Origin of the sequence: Microcoleus sp. Pol10D4 (assembly GCF_036701555.1) — a bacterium.
Lineage (GTDB): Bacteria > Cyanobacteriota > Cyanobacteriia > Cyanobacteriales > Microcoleaceae > Microcoleus.
Window position 1 is genome coordinate 46,604 of record NZ_JAUBRA010000013.1, and the last position, 23,841, is coordinate 70,444.

The 23,841-nt window shown below is 44.2% G+C and carries 21 protein-coding genes; 7 read left to right on the forward strand and 14 right to left on the reverse strand.

Annotation, left to right across the window (positions count from 1 at the left end; translation table 11 throughout):
• Nucleotides 1-16 precede the first annotated feature (16 nt).
• Nucleotides 17-1,552: an ATP-binding protein gene (locus tag QUA36_RS09710; protein ID WP_333457084.1), complete on the forward strand. Its 1,536-nt coding sequence runs from the start codon at nt 17-19 to the stop codon at nt 1,550-1,552.
• 623 nt (nt 1,553-2,175) lie between these two features.
• Here the strand turns inward: QUA36_RS09710 and QUA36_RS09720 are convergent.
• Nucleotides 2,176-2,868, reverse strand: a complete 693-nt coding sequence (locus tag QUA36_RS09720; RefSeq protein WP_333162653.1) for a hypothetical protein — start codon at nt 2,866-2,868, stop codon at nt 2,176-2,178.
• Between the two features lie 28 nt (nt 2,869-2,896).
• Nucleotides 2,897-4,282: a GAF domain-containing sensor histidine kinase gene (locus QUA36_RS09725; protein WP_333457086.1), complete on the reverse strand. Its 1,386-nt coding sequence runs from the start codon at nt 4,280-4,282 to the stop codon at nt 2,897-2,899.
• Nucleotides 4,283-4,677: 395 nt separating this feature from the next.
• On the opposite strand from QUA36_RS09725, the gene QUA36_RS09730 reads away from it, so the two are divergent.
• A complete protein-coding gene (locus tag QUA36_RS09730; RefSeq protein WP_333066452.1) occupies nt 4,678-5,001 on the forward strand; it encodes a DUF3155 domain-containing protein in 324 nt (107 codons plus the stop codon).
• A 325-nt stretch (nt 5,002-5,326) separates the two neighbouring features.
• On the opposite strand, the gene QUA36_RS09735 is transcribed toward QUA36_RS09730, so the two are convergent.
• The 6 genes from QUA36_RS09735 to QUA36_RS09760 form a co-directional block, all read right to left on the reverse strand.
• A complete protein-coding gene (locus QUA36_RS09735; protein WP_333457088.1) occupies nt 5,327-5,860 on the reverse strand; it encodes a cofactor assembly of complex C subunit B in 534 nt (177 codons plus the stop codon).
• A 317-nt stretch (nt 5,861-6,177) separates the two neighbouring features.
• A complete protein-coding gene (locus tag QUA36_RS09740; protein ID WP_333139606.1) occupies nt 6,178-6,570 on the reverse strand; it encodes a PadR family transcriptional regulator in 393 nt (130 codons plus the stop codon).
• 343 nt (nt 6,571-6,913) lie between these two features.
• On the reverse strand, nt 6,914-7,117 hold the full coding sequence (locus tag QUA36_RS09745; RefSeq protein ID WP_190657763.1) for a DUF751 family protein: 204 nt from the start codon (nt 7,115-7,117) through the stop codon (nt 6,914-6,916).
• A 384-nt stretch (nt 7,118-7,501) separates the two neighbouring features.
• On the reverse strand, nt 7,502-8,791 hold the full coding sequence (locus tag QUA36_RS09750) for a type II restriction enzyme (RefSeq protein ID WP_333457090.1): 1,290 nt from the start codon (nt 8,789-8,791) through the stop codon (nt 7,502-7,504).
• A 2-nt stretch (nt 8,792-8,793) separates the two neighbouring features.
• Nucleotides 8,794-9,681: a DNA adenine methylase gene (locus tag QUA36_RS09755; protein WP_333457092.1), complete on the reverse strand. Its 888-nt coding sequence runs from the start codon at nt 9,679-9,681 to the stop codon at nt 8,794-8,796.
• A gap of 162 nt (nt 9,682-9,843) precedes the next feature.
• On the reverse strand, nt 9,844-10,779 hold the full coding sequence (locus QUA36_RS09760; RefSeq protein ID WP_333457093.1) for a metallophosphoesterase: 936 nt from the start codon (nt 10,777-10,779) through the stop codon (nt 9,844-9,846).
• Between the two features lie 102 nt (nt 10,780-10,881).
• Between QUA36_RS09760 and QUA36_RS09765 the strand changes: the two genes are divergently transcribed.
• Nucleotides 10,882-11,913 carry a hypothetical protein gene (locus QUA36_RS09765; RefSeq protein ID WP_333457095.1) on the forward strand — a complete coding sequence of 344 codons (1,032 nt, stop codon included), beginning with the start codon at nt 10,882-10,884 and terminating at the stop codon, nt 11,911-11,913.
• Nucleotides 11,914-12,225: 312 nt separating this feature from the next.
• Nucleotides 12,226-12,798 carry a Uma2 family endonuclease gene (locus QUA36_RS09770; RefSeq protein ID WP_333457097.1) on the forward strand — a complete coding sequence of 191 codons (573 nt, stop codon included), beginning with the start codon at nt 12,226-12,228 and terminating at the stop codon, nt 12,796-12,798.
• A gap of 264 nt (nt 12,799-13,062) precedes the next feature.
• Here the strand turns inward: QUA36_RS09770 and mrdA are convergent, their stop codons facing one another.
• Nucleotides 13,063-14,877 carry a penicillin-binding protein 2 gene (gene mrdA, locus QUA36_RS09775; protein ID WP_333457099.1) on the reverse strand — a complete coding sequence of 605 codons (1,815 nt, stop codon included), beginning with the start codon at nt 14,875-14,877 and terminating at the stop codon, nt 13,063-13,065.
• A 224-nt stretch (nt 14,878-15,101) separates the two neighbouring features.
• Between mrdA and QUA36_RS09780 the strand changes: the two genes are divergently transcribed.
• Nucleotides 15,102-15,461 (forward strand): phage holin family protein, encoded by a 360-nt coding sequence (locus QUA36_RS09780; RefSeq protein ID WP_333457100.1) that lies wholly within the window; start codon nt 15,102-15,104, stop codon nt 15,459-15,461.
• A gap of 316 nt (nt 15,462-15,777) precedes the next feature.
• Here QUA36_RS09780 and QUA36_RS09785 read toward each other — a convergent pair whose 3' ends face one another.
• The 5 genes from QUA36_RS09785 to QUA36_RS09805 form a co-directional block, all read right to left on the reverse strand.
• Entirely contained in the window at nt 15,778-16,497 is a 720-nt protein-coding gene (locus QUA36_RS09785; RefSeq protein ID WP_445301430.1) for an N-acetylmannosamine-6-phosphate 2-epimerase, read from the reverse strand.
• A gap of 44 nt (nt 16,498-16,541) precedes the next feature.
• Complete coding sequence (locus tag QUA36_RS09790; protein ID WP_333457102.1) at nt 16,542-16,907, reverse strand: four helix bundle protein; 366 nt, start codon at nt 16,905-16,907, stop codon at nt 16,542-16,544.
• 24 nt (nt 16,908-16,931) lie between these two features.
• Nucleotides 16,932-17,084, reverse strand: coding sequence for a hypothetical protein (locus tag QUA36_RS09795; RefSeq protein WP_333457104.1), 153 nt, complete (start codon nt 17,082-17,084; stop codon nt 16,932-16,934).
• Nucleotides 17,077-19,626: an ATP-binding protein gene (locus QUA36_RS09800; protein WP_333457106.1), complete on the reverse strand. Its 2,550-nt coding sequence runs from the start codon at nt 19,624-19,626 to the stop codon at nt 17,077-17,079. The genes QUA36_RS09795 and QUA36_RS09800 overlap by 8 nt, the downstream gene beginning before the upstream one ends.
• Nucleotides 19,627-19,927: 301 nt before the next feature.
• Nucleotides 19,928-20,170 carry a hypothetical protein gene (locus QUA36_RS09805; protein ID WP_333457108.1) on the reverse strand — a complete coding sequence of 81 codons (243 nt, stop codon included), beginning with the start codon at nt 20,168-20,170 and terminating at the stop codon, nt 19,928-19,930.
• Nucleotides 20,171-20,415: 245 nt separating this feature from the next.
• On the opposite strand from QUA36_RS09805, the gene QUA36_RS09810 reads away from it, so the two are divergent.
• A complete protein-coding gene (locus QUA36_RS09810; RefSeq protein ID WP_333457109.1) occupies nt 20,416-21,702 on the forward strand; it encodes a chemotaxis protein in 1,287 nt (428 codons plus the stop codon).
• Nucleotides 21,703-21,904: 202 nt separating this feature from the next.
• Nucleotides 21,905-23,827 (forward strand): response regulator, encoded by a 1,923-nt coding sequence (locus QUA36_RS09815; protein WP_333457111.1) that lies wholly within the window; start codon nt 21,905-21,907, stop codon nt 23,825-23,827.
• Nucleotides 23,828-23,841: the final 14 nt, after the last annotated feature.

Below are 23,841 nucleotides of genomic sequence, written 5' to 3' on the forward strand. Positions count from 1 at the left end.
ATAAAGGTGTACAGCAATGAAAAATGATTTTGACGATTTGTTAACTCAACCATCTCCAGAAACAGTATACTTTGCCGAAGTAATCGACTCGGATGACGAGATATTGTTTGCAGATGAAACCCCAGAAGAAAAACTGAGTGAAAGCTGGAAAATTTTAGTTGTAGATGATGAGGCTCAAGTTCACACCGCTACCGAAATTTCACTAAGGAAGTTTGTTTTTGAAAATAAATCTTTAACTTTCATTAATGCTTACTCCGCTCGTGAAGCTAAACAGCTAATCCAAGAAAATCCTGATGTTGCCATCATCTTACTTGATGTAATTATGGAAACAGATGATGCTGGCTTAAACTTTGTTAAATATGTCCGAGAAGTTTTAGGCAATCAGTTAGTGCGAATTATTTTACGCACGGGTCAACCCGGACAAGTACCTGAAAAAAGCATTATTATCAATTACGATATTAATGACTATAAAACTAAAACTGAATTAACGACATCAAAGCTATACACTACCATGCTAACAGCTTTGAGAAGTTTTTCTCTAAGCCAGAATTTGCTGTCTGAAATAGAGCGGCGCGAACAAGTAGAGAAAGCACTCCGTATCAGTGAAGAAAAAGAACACCAAAAATCTGTTGCCTTAGAGCATTTTGTCAAAGAACTCCAAGAAACACAACTCCAGCTAGTTCAAAGTGAAAAAATGTCTAGTCTCGGTCAATTAGTTGCAGGTGTAGCTCATGAAATCAATAATCCGGTTAACTTTATTTATGGCAATCTGTCCCACGCCAACGACTATATTAAAGAACTCATTAATATGTTGAATCTTTATCAAAGGCATTACCCGAAACCAGAAGCAGAAATTATCCATGAAATAGAAGATGCAGAGTTGCCATTTATCATAGATGATTTACCAAAATTGCTTTCTTCCATGCAGTTAGGGATCGAACGCATTCGCAATATTGTTCACTCTCTACGCAATTTTTCTCGGTTGGATGAAACTGAAATTAAATCAGTAGATATCCACGAAGGCATTAATAGCACTTTGATGATCTTACAGCACCGACTAAAGGCTAAGTCTGATCGCCCTGCTATCAATGTGATAAAAGACTATGGTGCATTGCCGCTTGTGAACTGTTATGCCGGTCAGCTCAATCAGGTGTTTATGAACCTTTTAGCGAATGCTATAGATGCTTTAGAAGAGCGGCTAAGTAGAGAAGATGGTGCAGTTTTTAACCCCCAGATTTTGATTCGGACTGAAGTTGTACCCGGCAATTCGCATGACAACAGTAGCTCGGCTTCCCACATCCTGGTAACAATTTCTGATAATGGTGTGGGCATGACAGAAACAGTTCGTGCTAAACTTTTCACTCCCTTTTTTACTACTAAGCCTATAGGAAAAGGTACAGGCATGGGATTGTCCATCAGCAGAAAAATTCTGATAGAAAAACACTGCGGTCAATTGGAGTGTATTTCTACGCCAGAGCAGGGAACGCAGTTTATTATTGATCTGCCGACTATCTGTAGAGCCACTAAGATCGCCACCGTAGCGAATGCCTAGAAAACTCATCGGGCTGAATTGATCATATACTGTTTTTCAGTTGCATGAGAACAGGGTAATTGCTAATTGGTAATTGCTCATTAATCGGAATTATGACAGAATTTTTCCCCGCAGCAAGTCCCCCCCTTCTGGGTTCGGGATAGGCGCTGCGGCTTTAGCCATATTCTTCTAACTTAGAGCAGATTACAGGTTTATGAAGTAAACCCCTGATGGCTCAATCCCCGTAGGGGATTGGCATTGCCGTGTCTAAAGCTGCACCGCGCTCTCACGGTTTTTTTTAGAGTTCTCGCATCATTACTGATTCTGTTGCTCGAAACCCGGTTGATCGCGATCTACATCTACATGGAATATGCTGTATATATAGGACAATAGTTGAGCGCGAAAATACAAGATTAATACATCCTGATAGCTCGTTTGAAACGAAAAACTTTTTGTTATTCTAAATCAGACAACAAGTTGATCAGACATTCTCTTCGATTATTAATTTACTATCTAAAATTTGCTAATTTTCCCATGCCATCTCACAATCAAAGAAATTATTTGGGTTTTATGCGATCGCCTGCGTTGCTTAGTGATACCCTAATTAAGCAACGGCTTTTTTTGTAGTAATACCATCGAGGCGATCAACGCTTTTCGCTTTGCTGGAAATGCCGCCAAACTTCATGATGACAGACGTACCAAAAATACAGGGCTAAATTCACTAGACCTAATAATTTAGTGCCATCTTCTAAAATCGCGTGTAGTCCTTGATTTGGAGTGTTTACAATATCCTCCAACCGCGAGATAGCAAACAAGATGAATGCTCCAACTAATGGCAGGTAAGGAGTAGTGTTGATGTATCGCCAAAACTTAACTCCGTAAAGGAAAACTGCACTACCATAACACAAATAAATTAATTTCTTAGATATTCCCAACCGAGACATAATCAAAGTCATCCGAAACCTGTCATCCAGGTAAAAAACTCCCAGGAGTAAAGCACTAAAAAATAAGAATATCGTCGCTCTACTACCCGGATCTTTTTGGCGCAACACTCCGAAAGTAAATGCACAAATTGCGACTGGGAGACACCCGATAACTTCGGAAAGTCCGGTTAGAATTCCTTCATAAGGGAGCCAGAAATTAAAAGGATCGCTAAATAGGCGTTCAACTCCGCGTCCCTTGTTGTTAAATTTGGCGTATACGCTCAGCCCGCCCAAAATCACAATAGTCAGAATGTTAAAAAAAGCTAAAAGGGGTACACCCAAAAAGTGTTTCTTGAAAACTTTTAAAGAATTTGATAACTTGGGAATTTTATCGAATAAAGGCAGATGTTTCATAAAAAATGTCTCTAAGCAATGGAGTTCGTTAATTATTCACTGGTAGCCAAACCACAAAGGTAGTGCCACGATCCGTTGGATATAATAAATTAGTTTCTGCAAAGGGTAGCCATTCAGGATTGACTGGGGAAAATACTTCTATTTCTCCTTGCATTTGGCGGACTAAATCGCGGGCGATCGCCAAACCCAATCCTGTACCCGGAATTTCTGTCTGCGCTTTTTCTCCCCGGTAGTGCCGCTCAAATAAATGCTCTAAATCCTGGGGAGGAATGCCGGAACCTGTGTCGCTGACGGCAACTGCTATGGCAGGCAATTGGCTGTATCCTGCCCGATCGCCATCCGCTGCTTTGTACCTTACTTTAATATAAATTTGGCGGCCGGCCGGGGTATATTTCAAAGCATTGTCAATTAAATTGCTCAAAACCTCGCGCAAAGCTCGATCGTTCGCTGAGACTGGCGGCAAATCCGCCGGGATGTCGGCTAGCAATTTCAGATGCCTTTCAGATGCGATCGCCTCAGCGGAAGTTAACAGCGGTTTTAAGACTTCTGTAACAAAACAGGATTCCTCCAAATTGACCGCAGGTGACAGCGACAGAGGAGAATGCCGGATTGATTCCACATTGGACATTGCTTTTTCTGAAGTGCGCGATGGCAGTTTTATATGTGCTTCGCCGGTGTCAACAGTTCGATCGAACTGGCCGAGCAACTCTTGCAGCCGATCGCTCTCTCGGACAATACTAAAAGCCACATTGCGGTTTTTGTCTTCCGGTACCAGCCGCCGCGCTAACAGCTTGCCAAAAGTTCGCAACGCTGTCAGCGGACTTTTGAACTGATGCAGCAAATTGTGCATCGTGTCGTAAACCTGAGCCTGGATTTGCCGACTCGTACCCAATTCCTGCTGCATCCACTGCGATCGCTGGTCTAAAATGCAGGCTAGGGCTAAGGTGCGAGCAATTTGTTGTATTTGAGCCTCTTCTGGCTCGTTCCAAGGCCTGTCTTGCCGACCGCTGACTAGGAGTCCCATTACAGCTCCCTCGTGTATCAGAGGCGTCACAATTTGCCTGCGTTGCTGCCACACATTCTCCGGGCCTTGGCACTGATGGGAAGTGCGCTCATTACCCGGAAGCGGTTCGGGTGCGATCGCCCCTACCGTTGATTCTTCCACCTCAACAGGCGGCGCCAGCAGTCGCGGTACCGGTTTTACTGTCGAGCTTTCGGAAGATTGGAACCTCAACCCCTGATTTTCTTCCGATTCGGCTGAGGTTTCTGGGTAAACTGCGATCGGCACCAACTTTGCTTCGCTGCCTTCTACCAACTCTTGTGTCAGGTATACCGCGCTGAATTTCGCTCCCAAACTAACGGCGATGGCTACCTGCGAGCGGCAAAGTTTGACAAATTCTGAACTGGCTGGCATTAACATGAGCGCCACATTAAGATATCTAACGGAATTCTAAGTAAATTACAAATTATCGGCGGCCGATTACTGATGAGAGACTTCTCGATTTCAGATTTATTCCCTTTGATAGAAGGCAGCTAGGTTAAAAGCATGGGGCTTTCATGAACCCAAATTGCCCCGCATCGCCGTCGGCGCAGCTTCCACCGATCCCCAAGCTTGGCTCTTGCCGGAACTTGCGGCCAACCATAGCACAACCGCTACACTTTTGTCGATCGGCACGAATGTTAAGATTATGTCGATATATTAAAAACAGTTGATTTTTGGAGCTAGAACGGATATACTGGCCTCGGATTTGGTAGCTATCATTACAACCTGTCTGCTCATACTGTCTGCTCACAGAGGAGGTAAAGAAATTGGCCAGGAGACGCAAACGCAAGAGTCGCCGCCGACAAGAAGGACGCAGAATTTTAGAGTGTGTGCCTCAATATAGCATCGAGAGCGGCGAAGATAAACCCGTAACAGCGGCTCGCAAGTTCATCCATGCAGAAGGCATTGCTCCCCCAGCTTTGCTGTTAGTCAAGCGTAACGAGCATACCACTGACAGATACTTCTGGGCTGAAAAAGGTTTATTTGGAGCCCAATACGTAGAAGAGAACCATTTCTTGTTTCCCAGCTTAAAGGTGATGTTGGAAGCTACCACGGAAAAAATTCCTGTGGTGTCAGCGGCCCGCGCATAGCTCAAAATGTTTAGCTCAAAACATTGACAGCAATGTTTTTCTAAGTCTTTTAACCAAAGCGCGAGAGTTCTCATTGTCTGGAGAGTGCCAACTGAAATTTCTGCGAAAAGTCCTTAGAAATTAGGGTATAAGGAGCCATCGCAACAGGCGTGATCGCAGCCCAAGGGCGATCGCCACAATTGGCACTTTCAGGATAATGGTTTTTTTTGACTGTTTTGTCAATCAAAAAAGAGCCAACGAGAGAGCCGCTCTTGAGTCATCGGTTTGTCAGCTAGAAGTCTAACTACGGCATCTAGCATATCAAAAAACGTTCCGCGTCAAACTTTTAATCTATCGGTTTCAAATCTAAAGCTTTTTGCATGGCTGCTAGTTCATCACGGTGAGCTCTGACAGTAACAAAGCTCTTGGTTTGGCTTCCCGACTCAGCAACTGATTCGAGTTTGAGCGAGACTTGCTCAGCTCGTCCAGCTTTTTTCCAGTAAAATACCCCCGCCAGCGGGGACAGCAGTACCAAAGCTAGGAAAATTTGACCCTGCTGGGGAACTAGCATTCCCAAAACCAATCCCAAGCACAGAGTGCCGCCTGCACTCAGCAGGGTTAGAAAAATAGCCAGAAACCAACTCGGCCTGACAAAACCCTCAAACGTGACTTTATAGTTGGGGGCATCGACGGCTGCAACTCGGTAAGCCCTAGAAGCAAAATACTCTTGTAACTGGCTTAACAGTGACTCTTGGGCGCTCTCGGAAGCCAGCTTGACTTGTTCGATTCGATCTTTGACTGAAGCCTTGATGAAGAAAAACAAGCCAACAGCCAGCAGTAGCGTTAGCACAAAGGTAGAAGGAAGAACAGCAGTATCCATCGGTAGAAGTTTGTGTAATTGAAATGATCTACTATTACTTTACAGAACTTGACATACGAAAGCGATCGAGGACCTACGCAGACACTTTTTTACCAAGATTCGCAGAAAGCTTCTTCTGCAAGGCGTTTTGCTCTCCATCACCCAATTTCCATATCTCCCCATCGTTGCTAATTCTCAAGTGACAATGCGTAAGTCCTGACGCAGTGTAGATGCTTGAATCGCTGTGCGGCGATCGAGCAAAGCGAAGGCAAGGAAGGCAAATCGCTTTGCAAGTAGCGCCAGCATCTCCAGGGTTTAGGCATCCGATTCCAACTCGGTTAACCCGTCTGACCAGTTTCTAAGGCGCGGGATCGACGCTCTGACGCGCCGTTTCCCTGACCAATATACTCGTGCCAGAGACGAGCGAGGTCTTGAGCTTGGTGCCGCCACTCAGGGAGGATTTGATACATCCGGCGGGGGCGGCCTCGTCCTTCTACTTTTTTCCAGTAACCGGTGATTACGGCTTCATCTTCAAGGAATTTCAGAGCGCTGTAGAGAACGGTATCAGAAAGTCGGTAGATGGGGAATTCCCTCTCTAATTGGCCAATCAGTTCTGTACCGTAGGAATCTCCGCGCAATAACACGGAGAGAATGTAACACACCGCTAGTTCCTTGTTTAGATAAACAGGAGGGGGGTCTTGAAAAAATTGATAGATATGTTCAAACTTCATTTGTCTTGTCCGCTGGAAACTCTCGTGATACCGTCAGGTTAACGGGAGAGGAAAGCGGGGCGGGGTGTGCCGCTTCCTAATGATTAAGTGGGACACCGGGGAAACAGAGGTGCAGTATTTCCCCAGTGAATGTTGATAGCCCCAAACGCTTGTTCTGCACTTCGGTAATGTTTGCCTGCCCCTTGGTTGAGGAGCACTGGCGTAACTAGCGCAATTTTTTTCCTCTTCCAATCTATCGCAGCGACTATTGTCAAGTGTGCGATCGCCTGCAAGAGTTGGCCGTTACTTTGGGAGTTAGTGTTTTAACTGAATTTGCCGTTGATGTTGGCGTTCTAGCTTGGCTTTAAACCGAACTCAGGCCTAACATAGCCCGTAGTGTAAAAGTTAGAAAGACAAAAGTCGCTACAATCGAACTAATCAGGGCGATCGCAGTTGCCGGTCGATCGAGCAGGGGTTTGAGTCGCTCGAACAGGAAAAAGAAAATTCCCAGGCATATCGTAATGAAAAAGCGGGGGTAGCGAGAGACGTTATTAATAAAATCTTGCATGAGCTTGGTGGGGTAAAGTGTCACAGCACGATCTTTGACTGGTAACACTTGTGAGCGAGTTAGACAATTTTGGCACAGCCGGAGCTAAATCTGCTGATCGGGCGATCGGGCATTTTTGCCGGCGAGGCTGACATATATAATTCTAACGAAAACTTTTCGCCGATGGCTCCAGCACTGTCTGTTTAATGCCACGCCACCTCCGGTAACAACTTCAGAAGTATGTCTATTGAGGTGTAGTTGTGATAAATATTATAGGGTCGTTATTTCTAGATAAATGTCTGCTGCCGCACCTTCTTTCGTCTTGCCACGTCCCTTTCTGAAATGGCCCGGAGGCAAAACTAGGTTGAAGATATTAAAAACCCAGAGAATCAAACTATGCGAATTTTAGTCTTTGATTTGGGACAATATCCAAGAAATCCAGCCTTGGACAGTAGACTTACGCCTTTTTATAGTTGTATCATTAATATCGGGACGATTTTCTGAAATTATTTTACAGATTGCATCTTCTGGCGGAATTTCTCCCTGTTTAAGGGTTAATTCAAATACTAAATAAAAAACTTTTTTTTCTAAAATTTTATTAATCAAATCTAGATATTTAAATTTAGGTCTTTTATGTAAAATTGACCTTCCTTCACTTGTTAAGCGAAAGATTGGTTTTTTTAGAGAACTTTTATCTTTTTCTATCAGTCCAATATACAGACCAGCATTAGTATAATAGTCAGTTTGCCTGCGGTCAAATTTATAGTTTTCAGTAATATCATCTGTGGTTAAATCTCTTTCTAATAACAAGGATAATAAATATACTATCCTCTCAAATTTATTAGCTTGTGGCAATGGAACCTTTTGCTCTTCAATTACTTTAATATTATTAAAGACGCGAGCGACATCACTCCGTTGTATTTCTTCGGGAGCGATCGTATAATTTTTTTGCGTTATCAGTTGGAGAGAGTTATAATCTTTATCATTGCTAAATTCATAAATAAAAAAGCTAAAAATGTCGTTATAGTATGTCATCAATACGGGAATCACTTTTTTAGTTATTCTTTTTGACCACAATCTGTAAGGATAGTAAAGTTGTCGAATCAAAAAATCCTCAATCAAATCTTTTTTAGATTCTATCAATACAAAATAATTTTCACTTTCAAATCCTGCATCTATTTCACACTGAGAATTTTCAACTTTGATTGAATATGATTCGTTGGCGAAGGAATTTATAATATTAAAATCAAAAGACTCTGTAGACATTCTCCCAGAAACAGTATAAGCGGTTTTTTCACCCACTAAATCATCTATAATACCGATATTAAATGCACAGTGCAATGCCGAACTCTCCGAATATAAATTTTTGTAATCTATACTCTCTATCTCTGCTGGAAATTCAAAATGCGTCAATTCAGTTTCACTATCATATTCAACTTTCAAGTGTGCATCAAACTTCCCAATAACGTATTTAGAACGAGAAATTGGCAATATGGATAGATGATTGTCTCGAAAGATATCTGGCAAATTAACCCGGTGATCGAACTTTGCCATCAGCCTGCTTTCTCTTTGCTTATTAATTTGAGCCGCTTCTATTTCAAAACAACCATTTTTCTCTACTTCTTCTAATATCTTATGCCTTTCAAATAATATTTCCCAAGCTTTGTCATTGGCATTTTTATGGCTTCTACTCATATTTATTTATCCTGAATTTCATAATTCAAAACTAATACTTCATCAACCATACCTCTTTTCAAGGCATTTGAGTTGATACTTCTCGTTGCCCTAACTTTTATGATTGTATACTGATCATCCTTGTACAAATCCCGAATAAAATCCGTACAAGAATTACTCAGCATTACCTTGCAACCTCTTTTATGTAAAGCGTCAAACTCTTCTTTTAGTCGTTCTTGTTCGTCTCTATTAAAGCCATTCACATCATAACCAGTAAAAGAAGCTGTTTCCGAAACTGGATCGTAAGGAGGATCTAAATAAACAAAATCTCCTTTCTTGGCGCTTTGAACAGCTTTTGCAAAATCCTGATTTAACAGTTCTATAGTGTCCCTCTTCAAGTATTTATTCACAGCTCTTAAAACAGCGTTATCTAAAATATTTGGGTTTTTATACCTACCAAACGGAACATTAAACTGACCTTGGGAATTAACCCTAAACAAGCCATTATAGCAGGTTTTATTTAGATAAATGATTCGTGCTGCTTTTTCCACTTCCGACAAATTTTCATATTCTTTCCTTGAACGATCTAAGTCTCTCATGCCATAATAAGACCTTTCGCTATTGGTATATTTATCCTTGCTTAATTCCTCGATCAGCTCATCTAATGAGTCTCTAATTACTTTATAGCAGTTAATCAGTTCTGTGTTGCTATCATTGATAACAGCTTTTTGGGGCTGTAACTCAAACAAGAGTGCGCCTCCACCTATGAAAGGTTCATAGTATGTATGTTTTATCGGCTTGGGAACATACTTAACAATTTCTGGCAATAACTGCCTTTTACCTCCTGCCCACTTTAAGAAAGGTCTTACTAACGGATTAAATTTCCCTCTTACTAACGTATCGCTTTTCACTCAGATGCCTCTAATGCTGAACAATTCATTGTACTTGAATTTTTGTTCAAGTCAAGAGGAAAGGGTGATATTGATTCAAGGTGTAAGTCACAGTTAAATAGATCGACCAAAGCACCTTGACATAAATCCATTCATCTGATATGTCTGGGAAAACAATCTGAATTAAGCCGATCGCACTTTTATCACTCCCCTATCAAAAACCTGTTTGTCAGTACCGATAGAACTGACAAACATCCGGTCTTCATAGACATCAAACGTCGCAAAACTCAGGCGGCTAGCAGAATACTCCGTCCACTCAGAACGCCGCACCGCACGAGTTCCCGCGCCGGCACCGCAAATTAAATAAGTCGTACCGTTAATCGAGCGAGTGCGTTCGTAACTATGCTCGTGTCCGTTGATATAAAGCTGCACGCCGTACTTTTGAAACAAAGGCGCGAAAGTCTTAATAAAAGATTGATTCGATCCGTAGACGCCAGAGGAATAAATCGGGTGGTGACCGAACACAACTTTCCAAGGTGCGGTGCTCTGACTCAACTCTTTTTCCAGCCAAACAAGCTGATTTTTCCAATCCGCATTGTGATTGGTATCTAAAGCAAAAAACTGTACGGGATCGCGCCGAAAAGTATAGTAGCGACCTTGCATATTAAAACCCGGATATTTAACTTGCGGATCGCCGTTAGAAGTGCGGATGTCGTGATTTCCCAGACAAGCATAAAATTTTACGTTTTGCTGCAATAACGGCTGATAAGGCTTCTCGAAAACAGCATTAATTTTTTCAAATTCGCCGTTGTTGTAGATATTGTCGCCCGCGAGAACAGCAACATTAAAAGGGTTTTCCCGGTGATATTGCGCCATCGCCTCAGCCACAGCATACTGACCTTCAGCGCCGGTACCGGTGTCGGCTACCGAAATAAAGCGTAAAATAGGCGGTGAGGCCGGCAAAGAGACGATCGCCCTTTCTGCCTCAACATTAGAAGGCACAGCAGCATTGGTGTCTCTACCGGAGGAAGTCCGAAGCTGAATAATTTTCGAGACTGCGGCAAAACCTAAGCTGCTGAGACTGCCTAAAATTAGAAAGTGACGACGTTTGATGCTCATTTTGGTTCGGTTACAACTAATTAAATGATAAATTAAGGTTGAGATGACTCAACTAAAATTTATCTCGTTTAGATATATTTGCAACGCCCCAAGGCAGAGAAAATGTCAGAAGAACAACTAAACCAGTCAACTCCAGAACCATCTCAATCTCCGACACCGGAGGTTGATTCGGCTGCAAAGTCTGCCCCCACTGGCAGCAAAACTCAAAATGCCAGTAGCGCGGTTCCCAAAAATCAGAGAATCAAAACTTTGATGGCATCGATTGGGAATTTGGGAAAAAAAGGCAAAAAAGTACCAGCCGAACCCTCGTTGCAGCAAGAAAAGCCGATCGCGCCCATCGCTTCTGACTCAGCAACAGTAACTCCTCCCGCTGTCGCTGCGGAAGTTAACAGCGTGCGACCAAAAGTTGCTGTAAAAGTTGATAAAAAGCCTGTATCCCAAGGCAGGGAAGGGAGCTTTTTACAGAACGTCGGTGTACTTTGGCAAAGTATTTTGCGGCTAGTGCGATCGCTACTGCCACCATCTACGAACCAGAAGCTGTCCGATCCAATTTTAAACGCCGCCATAGCAGCAACTCTGATCGTTGTAGTCGGTTTAACTTTCAACAGTTTCTCAGCAAAACCGCCGGAGAAAGTAGCAAAAGTGCCTCTCCCAGCAGCGCAGCAGTCGCCGCCAACCTTTGATGATTTTCTGGCGTCGGGAACGCCGAAATCACCAGAGGCGATCGTACCGTCTGAGCCAATCTCTGCTAAATTCAAAAGCAAGTTGCCCGATTTAGTGGCGCCGGAAAAACCGCAACCAGTAGAAATTATCCCACCGCCACCCCTGACGCCCGAACAGTCACTGATTGCTGCGATTCAAAATCAAGTTACTGACATTAAGAATCGGCTGGGCGGCGGTTTAGTTGAGTCTGTTCAAGCTAATTTTTCCAGCAGCATTTTGACAGTAAAAGTCGCTGAAGATTGGTACAAACTCAGCGAAGTTGAGCAAAATCAACTAGCAACGAAGATGTGGAAGGAGGCTAACTCACTCGATTTCAGCAAGTTAGAAATTGCGAATATGGAAGGCAAGTTAATAGCTAGAAGTCCGGTTGTTGGTTCTGAAATGGTTATTTTAGACAGAGGGATTAATTAAATTTTAAATAGTCTGTATCTGTACAGCATCTTACCAGCCTTAAAGTCCAGGACGCATAACAACATAATTATGTAGCGTATTCCCTGCGTACCTTACGGCTGTTGATTTTTTTTGATAAATCTCGAACTTTTAAAAGTACCCACAGAATCCTACCATTAAATCATATCATGTCAGCGGTCACGACCACAATTAAATAGTTTTTTAGTCAGGACTTCAGTCCTCATAAAACTACTAGGAATGAAGTTCTCACTAGAAACCTTAGAACGCTTATTTACCCGGCATTAAATTAATAACTTTGAGGAAAATTGAAAAATGACAATTTTAACTCAAGCCGAACAACGAGAAATTGAATATCCCAGCAGCGACGGAGAGCCGATGGCTGAAAGCGACATCACGCGCGATTACATGACTTACAGCGTAGAAGCTGTCAAGCTTTACTTTCAAGAACGTTCTGATGTTTACGTGTCAGCTAATTCTTTCATTTATTATGAACAAGGGAATAACCAAGCCGTTGTTGCTCCCGATATTTATGTGGTGTTTGGAGTGGCCAACCGTAAAAGGGATAATCATAAAGTTTGGGAAGAAGGCGAAATTACTCCCGATTTTGTGTTAGAAATTACTTCGGAAACAACTCAGACAAAAGACCAAGAAACCAAACCAGAAATTTATCGGACTTTGGGAGTTAGGGAATATTTTCAGTATGATCCGTCGGGAGATTATCTGAATCCAATTTTACAGGGAGTACGTTTAATAAACAATCAGTATGAGCCGATTGCAGCCAATAATATCGCTTTCGATACGCTGTGGTTGTTCAGTGAAGTGCTGGGATTGGAATTGCATCTAATTTCAGGAGAATTGAGGTTTAGAGTTCCTGAAACGGGTTAGTTTTTGAAGACTCATAAGGAAGAAAACCTGGGACGACTCGCCGCGGAGTCAACATTGCGCCAGCTCGTAACTCAACTCTTAAATTCTGGAATGAGTCGGGAACAGGTAGCGCAAATGATGAATTTATCAACCGTGGAAGTGAGACGATTGGTAGGGGAAAACTTTTGATCGATCGCACTTTTCCCAGATATGCAGGATAGTGCGATCGAAGTATTGGACAAAATGTCAACAGTCAACAGTCAACAGTCAACAGTGAAGTCATGACTAGAGAGGCTTATTAGTAGGTTTAAAACCCTGCTTTTGAAAATAGGTTCGGAATACCTCTTGAGCAATTGGTGCCGCCGATACAGAACCAAATCCGCCGCCTTCAACTATAACTGCGATCGCAACTTCAGGTTTGTCAGCGGGAGCAAAACCCACATACATAGAATTGTCAGGATGACCGGGCATTTCCACAGTCCCAGTCTTACCAGCACTTAAAGGAATAGTACCGTCATTCATGGCGCGGGCGGTACCTTTTTTCACCACATCTATCAATCCTTGTTTAATGACGTTTAAAGTTGCAGGCTTAATACCTGTGGGAATTTTTTGAGTTATAGGAGTATTGGTTTGAGAAGCCAACAAATGGGGCTGCACTCGCCAACCGTTATTGGCAATAGTTGACACCATCACAGCCAATTCTAGGGGAGTACAAAGTACCAAACCCTGACCGATCGCCATTGTTACCGTATCGCCAACATACCAATCTTCCCCATACATTTTCTGTTTCTCTGCTGGTATCGGAACTTGACCGTGATTGGCGCCGTCTATCCCCAAAAGATCTAAATTAATAGTACCGCCAATGCCCATTTTTTTAGCCCATTTCGCCATTTCTTCCGGCCCTGCAGTCATACCTACTTGATAGAAAAACGTATTGCTGCTGTAGGCTAAAGCATCGCGGAAACCGATAACGCCGTAACCGGCGCCGTGTTCGTTAAAGGAAATTCCGCCGATGTTAATTGAAGCAGAACTTACCAAAGTCGAGTCAGGAGAAAACTTGCCAGACTCCATCCCAGCTACAGAAGTTACAATCTTAAAAGTGCTGCCGACTGGATAGCCTTGAACGGCCCGATTTAAAAATGGTTTGTCTGGCCCTTGCAGCCGATCCCATTCTTTTTGAGTTACCTTGCGGGTGAAAATATTGGGGTCAAATGTCGGCCAACTAGCCATTGTTAAAAGAGCGCCGGTTTTCACGTCGATCGCCACAACTGCACCCAGGCGATCGCCCAAAGCTTTTTCCGCAGTTTTCTGCATATCTAAATCTAAAGTTAGCTGTACCGGTTTGCCGGGGATAGGATCTTTTACACCTAAATCTTGGATTTCCTCGCCCTTAGCATTTACCTCGATTAAACGGTTTCCCCAAACACCCTCTAAAGTTGAATTGGCTAATTTTTCAACTCCCATTTGACCGACGATCATTCCCATCGGATATGCAGGATTAGCTTTTAATTGATCTAAACTAGCTTCGCCGACGTATCCCAAAAGGTGAGCTGCTAATTGCTGGTTCGGATTGTCTCGGCTCGATTCTACGCGAATTTCAACTCCCCGCAAAGTATTAGCTTGTTCTCCCAAAGCGACGAAAGTACCGACATCAATATCCTTACTAATTCGCACTGGCAGGGCTGATCTGTAGCCAACTCCATCGATTTTTTTGATAATTTCGGCCGCGGGAAGTTTGACGATCGGGCCCAGTGTAGCGGCGATCTCTTGCCACTCCTTGGCCGATCGCTCTTTTGGCCACACATAGACCGATCGAGATACGCGGTTGGCCGCAAATATTTTGCCGTTGCGGTCTAAAATTTGACCGCGATTCGCTGCGACTGACACAGGGCGAATGCGGTTATTTTCCGCCCGCTGTCGGTTGTAGGCTCCCTGTACCAGTTGCAATTCGGCTAGACGAAATATTGGTAGCGTCACCAAGGTAGTGACGAACAGCATAAAAATCATAACTTGGAGCGATCGGCTGCGTTGCCGTGAAGCATTGTCCAAGCCATTTTTGTCGAATCGGATTTTAGAGTTAAAAGAAAAATCGCCAGCCATATTAATTAATCTGCTCTTTTTATTCAACTAACAGGTTGATACGGTTCCCATCCGGATGATTTGGCAGATGATTACAGGGATTATAACTTCTAACTCTTTAGTAACAGGCATGAATTCTGTCGATTGGCAGACGAATCAGCGGGATTGTTTGATTAAGGTATATAAGCTGTATGTTAAATATCAGGTTTTTCTGACAATTCAACTGTTAAAGAGGTAGGGGCGCTGTGGAACCGATCGATTTTTTGATTGCTTGGCTGGTGACGGGTAGCAGCTTGCTACTCATTTCTCAACTGCCGATCGGCGTAGAAATTGACAGCACCCCGAAAGCAGTAATTTCTGCTGCGGCTTTGGGAATGTTGAATGTTTTAATTTTGCCAATTCTGAAAGCAGTTTTTTTCGTGCCGAACCTACTGACGCTGGGGTTGCTTTCGGGCCTGTTTGCTTTTGTAATGAACGTGATTATTTTTTCCTCGGGTGCGAAGTTAGTTGAAGGATTTAGTTTGCGGATGGGCCTCTGGAGCGCGGTACAGGGGGCGATCGCCTTGGCTGTAGTTAGCAGCTTTATCAACGGCGCACTGATTTAGCAACTTCCCCTGATAAAGGGCGATTGAAATCGCCCGATATTCCCCACTCTTACCTTGCGCGTTTCGTTTCTCTACAAGCGATTTCTCTCGCCGAATATTTCTTCTCCCTTCTTCCTTCTATCGGTTACATCCGTTACATCCGTCAAACAATCCGTTGCCGAACTTCCTTCTATCGGTTACATCCGTTACATCCGTCAAACAATCCGTTGCCGAACTTCCTTCAATCCGTTACATCCGTTACATCCGTTAAACAATCCGTTGCCGAACTTCCTTCAATCCGTTACATCCGTTACATCCGTTACATCCGTTGCCGAACTTACTTCCCCATCAGCGACTTATAGGCTGTCACCTTAAGATCAATCCCAGTAATATCTGTCCCCACAACAACAGCCGCCGCTCCTAAATCCAAGGCTTTTTTAGCCATTTCCGGCCCCGATATCCCGCCTTCGCAGATAACGGGAACCTTAAGCTTTTCTACCATTTCCGCAAGTAAATCAAATCCCGGCGGCGATAAATTTTCCGTCTGGGCAGTATAGCCAAAAAGAGTAGTTGCTACAGTATCTGCACCAGCTTCGGTTGCCGCGATCGCAGCTTCTATTGTATCTACATCCGCCATCACTAATTTGCCCAATTCGCTGTGAATTTGGGCGATTAAGGTCTTTAAGTCTTCGCCCCCAGCAGGACGGTTTCTCAGAGTAGCATCAACAGCGATAATATCGGCTCCTGAAGCGGCGATCGCCCGCGCGTCTTCAAACCGAGGAGTAATGTAAATCTCGCATCCCGGCAATTGCTGCTTCCAAATCCCAATTATCGGAGCGGATATCTGTTTTCGCACCGCTGCAATGTGAGCCGGAGTGTCAATCCGCACGCCCGCCGCTCCTCGATTGATGGCGGTTCGAGCCATTGCCGCAATTACGATCGGATCGTGCAGCGGCGAATCAGCAGGTGCTTGACAAGAAACAATTAATCCTGTAGGAATTTGACAATTAATCATGGGGAATTGCGGATTGGGAATTGGGCATTGGGCATCGGGCATGGGGCATCGGGCATGGGGCATGGAGCATGGGGCTTTTTTGTAATTTATTCCCTGTGCCCTATTGAACTCAAATAAGCGTTAAGTTTTGGTAGTAATTTATCGACAATTGGTTTAAATTTGCTTACTTCTTCGCTTGTGATAAGTTGTCTAGCGTAGGCTAATCTTAACCAGTTTACTGTTTCGTACAAAGAGCCTCTCGCAATTTTTACAAAACGCCGATTATCTTGGTCATTATAACGACCTCTTCCTTCAGCAATATTAGCACAGACACTATCAGCAGACCGAACGATCTGTTTACCCATCGTATCTTTTGTGAAATAATCCCCTTTTTTAACAATTTCCCAAATCTGATTCGCCAAACTTTCCGCCAACTTATAAACCTCTAATTCCTCAAAATCAGGTCTTCCCATAATTACCTAAAAAACTCAATTATATTAAATGCCCCATGCCCCATGCCCCATGCCCCATGCCCCATGCCCCATGCCCCATGCCCAATTCCCAATTACCCATGCCCCATGCCCAATTACCCATGCCCCATGCCCCATGCCCAATTCCCCATTCCCCATGCCCAATTCCCAATTACCCATTACCAATCCCAGCCATTAAAGAAATAATTTTGTCAAGCAATTGCTCAGGATGAATCGGTTTAGCCAAACAATCGTTAGCTCCCGCCGTCACGAAAGATATCTGATCAGCGGGAATTTCATTAGCGCTTAAAGCTAGAATCTTGATATTTTCAGTAGCGGGTTTTTCGCGCAGTTGGTGAATTATTTCGCAGCCATTCATACCGGGCAAACGCATATCGACGATCACAGCATTCGGCTGCAAAAGTTCAATTTGTTCCACCGCCGCCGAACCTTCAATCATCCACACCACTTGCATTCCTGCGACTGTCAGGATATCGCAAATCAGCATGGCAGTTTCTTCATCTTCTTCGACGAGCACGAGGCTGCCCCGCAAGGAGGAGGAATGCAGCGGTAAAGATGAATTCGATTTTTCATATTTAAATTTTGTGGATTCATCTTTGCTTTGAGTTTGGATGGGTATAAAAACGGTAAAAGTAGAGCCGACATCAACTGTAGAGTTAACTTCGATCGCGCCGCCGTGAAGCTCTACTAACTGTTTAGTTAAAGCCAATCCCAGACCGGTGCCACCGTATTCGCGGCGGTAGGGGGAATCCAACTGCTGAAATTTTTGAAACAAAAGCGATCGCTGATTTTCGGGAATTCCAATGCCGGTATCTTTGATTTGAAAAACAGCGGTACTGCCAGCAGGTGCAGTACCGGGCTGCCGCACTGCAGGCGTTTGATTTTTATCTTCTGTCACCCAAACTCGCAGGATGACTCGCCCGCCTTTGGGAGTAAACTTAATCGCATTTCCTAAAAGATTGAAAAGAATTTGTCTCAAGCGACGCGGGTCAGCGATGAAGCGATCGCACTCTTGTTTTATCCGCTGTTCTTGCAGCAGTTCCACGCCTTTAGCCGCCGCTTTTTCTTTGAGAGCGTGCAGGCTCTGAGAAGCTAATTTAGAAATTGAAAATTCACTAATTTTTAATATTGCTTTTCCCGCTTCTACTTGCGATAAATCTAAAATATCGTTAATTAATTCTAATAAGTGGTCGCCACTGTCTCGGATAGTTTGCAGGTACTGCCGCTGCTTTTGCACTGGCACTTCTTTACTGCCAACTTTGCCGTAAGACCACCGCAGCAGCGTGTCGGAAATGCCGATGACGCAGGTGAGAGGAGTCCGCAATTCGTGGCTCATAGCTGCCAAAAATTCGCTCTTGGCGAGGCTGGCAGACTGGGCGGCAACCAGTGCATCGCGCAGTTCTCGCGTGCGCTCTATTACGCGCTGTTCTGAGGTACGCTTTTGCTGCTGGACTTGTGCATAAAGTTCGGCTTGGTAAATGGCGATCGCCAAATGTTCTGCTATTTGCCGCAAAAATGTTTTTTTGCTTTCTTCCCACTCCCGAAAAGTACAATGGTGGGCAATTAGCAGCCCCCACAAGTCGTCTTGAACTACGATCGGCACTAGCAACTTCGCCCGCACCTTCGCCCGCCGCATCAACTCTAAAAAACAAGGGTGCGAAGAGTAAGTTGTTTCCACATCCGCGACGCACAAAGCCAAGCCTTTGCGATATTTCTCTCGGTCAATGACTCCATTGGTAAAACACTGCGCGCTTTCACTAAAATTGAGTACAGACGAGATAGTATCGTTGGCTAAAGCTTCGTAGGTGACGCGACCTAAATACAAGTAAGACCCGGAATTTTCTGGGATTTCGCCAGACCCAGAAACCGCTGCCGGTATTTCTTTAGCTAACTCGCCATTGTGGGGCGCTGGCACTTTTTCAAATTGATAAATTAACAGGCGATCGACCTCCAAAAACTCTCGCACTTGCTCAACTGCTTTTGACAAAATTACAGGCAATTCCAAACTCTGGCGGATTTGAGTTGTGACCTGATTCAAAAGTCGCTCTTGTTCAAGCTGCTGCTGCAAAGCATCTTCTACTGGCTGACAAAATGAAATGCAGGGACTGGCAATTTGTAATTGATTGACGGCTTCGGCAATCTGGCTCTGTAGCGTTTCTGGATCTATAACTTTGGGCGCTGATTTTTCCTCTATTTCTGTTTGGCTGTGTATGGGCAGGCGATTATTTTGGCTGGCATTAGTAGCGAGAATATCCAGCAAATTTAGGGTGAATTCGCTTTGAATAACTGCCGAGTTGGGCTGTATATTTGTAATTGCTTGTTTGAGGGCGCGAATGTCAATTTGCCACGAGGGTGCGGGCATTATTTCTGCGAGTTTGTCTGCGAGAGGAGACAGGAAATTGGCGATCGCCCCGGGGTCGAAAGTCAACTGCACATTCAATTGCGAATGGAGATTTTTTTCGCTGTGTTTGTGTCCGTTGGTTGCGAACTCATCTAATAGATTGCCCCGCAGCAGCGCGCTAAAATGCTCTGATACCACTGCTGCAAACCTTTCCGACGAATTTTCCACATTTTGAGAATCCGCGATCGCATCGTCGGTGAGCCAAATCGCCCCTGGGATTTCAGCCATTTGCTGTAACAACTGGTAAGCAGCCTCAAAGGTTGCTAGCGGCAAAGTCCGATTTAAGGTTTTTGGTTTCAATCTAGATATTTTCCCGGTTGTTTTAAAGAACAAAATATGAGTGCCCCTGTGGTGAGGACGGAACCTGGGGCAAAGCAGAGGCCGCTCATCCAACAGACTTGAGATGACAGTAGTCAGAAAGTAGGTAATAGAAGGCCTCGGGGTCAATCGATTTGAGATTTGAGATTTGAGATTTGAGATTGAAGCATTGAGCCGACAGATAAATTCGGGGGGAAAGTTTCATCGGATACAGGTTTTTTATTTCTGGGTCCTGAGTCTGCGAAGGAATGAATCCGGAGGCTTGTATCCTGGATGCTTTCGGTCAGAGAGCTAATTTCTTGTTATAGTTGTCATTTTTCTTCTGGGCGAGTGATCCCCGCTGCAGCGCTTTACGAGGGCGAAAGCGGTCAGAGGAAAGGGGGGGAAGGGATACGGCGGTATCATCGATCGCTTCTGGTTGTGTTTGTGAACCGGGTTGTTGAGGGAAACTAAGCAATTCTACTCCCATTGCTGGGGTGAAGTTAGCACGCGCCTTTGTTTTCTGAGCTGATTCGGCTAATGGCACGTCCTTAACCCAAATAAAAATGTTTAACCCTTAACGACAGAACAGGGGACTAGCTACGCATCCGCTTGGTGTAATTACTCAAAAAACCTAGACATCAAAGGTATCAGGCTGCTCAACTAAAAATGAAGTTTTAGGCCGGAAGCCCAGTCACTCCCGTGCTGGGTCGTTGACTACTTTCAACAATCTTATTCCAGTATAATATTAATATATAATTTGTTAACTTGTACTTAACACTATCCGGGTAAATGAGCAATCCAACTCAACTCACCCCCGATTTCACGATCGGACATCTGCCGTGTCACGACTTCCAAGTGAGCGCTGCAACTCTAGGACAGGTAGTGGCTGAAAGATTTGAGCAAGAACCCGACCTGCCGGGAGTCATTATTACTCATGAATCACAGGTATTGGGCATGATTTCTCGCGTCAAATTTCGAGAGCAAATGAGTTTTCCCGATCGCGTAGAACTTTACGGGTCACACCCGATTCGAGCCTTGTTAGATTTTATTAGAATTCCGCCTTTGCTGCTTTCGGAAAACTGGAAAATTGACGATGCCGTGCAAGCCTCTTTCAACAGGCACAAAGACTTGATTTATGAACCGATTATTGTGGTAATGGAAGACCAGAGCCACCGCCTTTTGGACGTTAAAGTTCTGGTAATTGCCCAGTCAAAGCTTTTAGGGCAAGCTAACAAACTTATTCAAAAATACCGAGTAGAAAGACACAAGTATTTGGCTCTACTTCAACAAGAACAGGCTAAGGTTCACGAATGTAATGAGCTTTTAAAAATCTACCAACGTCAAACAGAAAAGTTGCAGACAAATCCCAGTTCCCAGCAAGTGGCACTGGTCAAACAAGCTGAAGAAATTGCTCAAATGAATCAGCGATTTGTGAGAATTGCGAAACTGATTTCTTCGGAAGGTCGCCAAGCATTTCAAGCTACTTTTCAAGGTGCTAATTCTATTTGCAACAATACAGATAAAATTTTGGGCGTGGGCAAAGCAATAGCTAATGATTTAGAAACGGTTAATCGCACTTCCCGAACCATCCGGGAGGCGATCGAACAAGTCAGGCATTTAGCAGTACAGGTGGCTGTAGTTACCAATCAAATGGGAAGTCAGCCCAGCGGTCTGAGCAAAGTGAGTCTAGAAATTGGCAGACTGGCAAGTAAAACGTTTGAATTAGGGACTCAAATGGAGCAAATTGCCAGCCGATTTAAACTTCGAGTTCACGAACTCACGGAGGCAGCAAGAGCGGGTGCTAATGTGGCTAAATCCGTGACGATCAAGATCGATCGCGCAGAAATGGCGCTGTTAGAGTTGGAAGAATTAATAGCGGAAAAAAATTTCAATTCACACACCGCTATCCAAGAACCTTTGGGAGTCATAAAAAGTGTTACCGCTGATTCTTTAGTTCGAGAGATAGAACACGCAGAAGTAGCAGTTTCTGAGTTGGAAGAATTAGTTAAACATCAAGATTCCTCGCAATATCTGATTCAAAAGATTCAGCAGGCGCTGAAGTCCAAAAAGCCATAAAATCCCACCCTGAATCTAATGAAGCATTTGGAGAGGAAAACAAATAGAATCAAAATAATAATGTACAATTATTCTATTTCAAGAATACTATTTGTTATACTGAAGGTGGAAGAAATTTCCCTTCAGTTGTAAAAAGGCTATTTAATTAGCCCCAAAAACCGCTAAAAAATTCCAAGAATAGTTGGAAGGACAGGTGACGTTTATGAAAATCCTGCTGGTAGAAGATGACACAGTTACAGTCAGTTTGCTGACTCAAGCGCTGGAGTCTCACAATTACAATGTGAATGCGGCAGCAGACGGTGAAACAGCGTTGCATTTGGTACAGGCATACGATTACGACCTGATTGTTTTGGATGTGCTGATTCCTAAACTCGACGGCATTAGTTTGTGTCGGAAATTGCGATCATCCGGCTGCCAAATGCCGATTTTACTGCTGACAGCCCTAGATAGCAGCAACGATCGAGTCCAAGGTTTAGAGGCGGGTGCAGACGATTATGTGGTCAAACCCTTTAATCTCGAAGAATTAATCGCTCGAATTCGGGCTTTGCTGCGCCGGGGTAAGGCAACTTTGTCAAGTACAAATTTGACCTGGGAAAAACTGCAAGTCAACCCAGACACTACGGAAGTAACTTATGCCGAAAAAGTGCTGCACTTGACTCCCAAAGAGTACAATTTGCTAGAACTTTTCCTGAGAAATCCTCGGCGCATTTTCAGTCGCAGCGCCATCCTCGATCGCATTTGGTCGGCAGGCGAATTTCCTCAAGAAGAAGCCGTTACCGCTCACATCAAGGGGCTGCGGCAGAAGCTGAAAGCAGCCGGGATGACTGTAGATTTAGTGGAAACGGTTTACGGATTGGGCTATCGGCTCAAAAGTCTGCCGGAGGAGATTGAGAGGCAACAAGTTGGGCAGGAAACGGCAGAAACTGCTAAAACTCAAGAGACTTTATCTACTGAATCCAGCGGGTCGAACCCGGAATTAAACAAAGACGAGCGCCGCCTCAAAGTATTGAATGCGATTGCCCAAATGCGGGGAAATTTAAAAGCTAATTTTATAGAAAAGGTGGCGATATTTGATCGCGCGATCGCTCAACTCAAAAGCGGAAGCTTGGAGGGCGAACTGCGCCAGGAAGCCCAGGCTCAAGCTCACAAATTAGTTGGTTCTTTGGGAACGTTAGGGCTGCCGAAAGGTTCAGAAGTGGCGCGCCAGATAGAACATTTGTTCAAGGCTGAAAACATCTGGAAACCGGATGCTACTCAGCAGATAGAAGGATTTTTGCAGAAGCTCACACAAATATTCGATCACCCGTCACCCGAACCAGAAGGCGATGTGGTCCCTGCGGTTTCCCAAAAGCGCCGAATGCTGATTGTTGATGATGATACTTTTGGGAGCGATCAACTGAAAACAGTAGCATCCGGTTCCGACTTCCAGATAGAAGTAGCCAACTCTCCGCAAGCGGCAAGAAATGCGATTTCTCAACAGCCTCCCGACGCGATTTTGCTGGATTTGACATTCTCCAGATCTCAGGAAAACGGACTTTCTCTCTTAGCCGAACTCCGCAGTGAAAAGCCAGAAATTCCGGTAATGGTTTTTAGCGGGCACAATCAATTGAGCGATCGAATAGAAGTTGCTCGTTTGGGAGCTTCGGGCTTTTTACACAAATCTATGCCCCCAGCAGATATACTCAAAGCAGTCGCCCAACTACTCGACCAGACTGGCCCTGCTGAAGCAAAAGTTATGGTGGTCGACGATGACGTGCAACTATTGGCTGCACTGCAAGTGATTCTAAAACCTTGGGGATTTCAAGTAACAACATTGAACGATCCCGAAAAGTTCTGGGAGGTACTCGAAACGACTTGTCCCGATTTGCTAATTTTAGATGTGGAGATGCCCGGTTACAGCGGTATCGAGCTGTGTTTGGCAGTTCGCAACGATTTGCGCTGGAGCAAGCTCCCCGTGCTATTTTTGACAGCTCATTCCGAATCGGAAATAGTGCGCCAAATGTTTGTCGCAGGTGCTGACGACTACGTGAACAAGCCGATCGTGAAACCGGAATTAATTGCTCGCCTCCTGAATCGTTTGGAGCGGACTCAACTCAGAAACAGACTAGCTCAGGCACAGCGCTAATCCCATTTTAGATT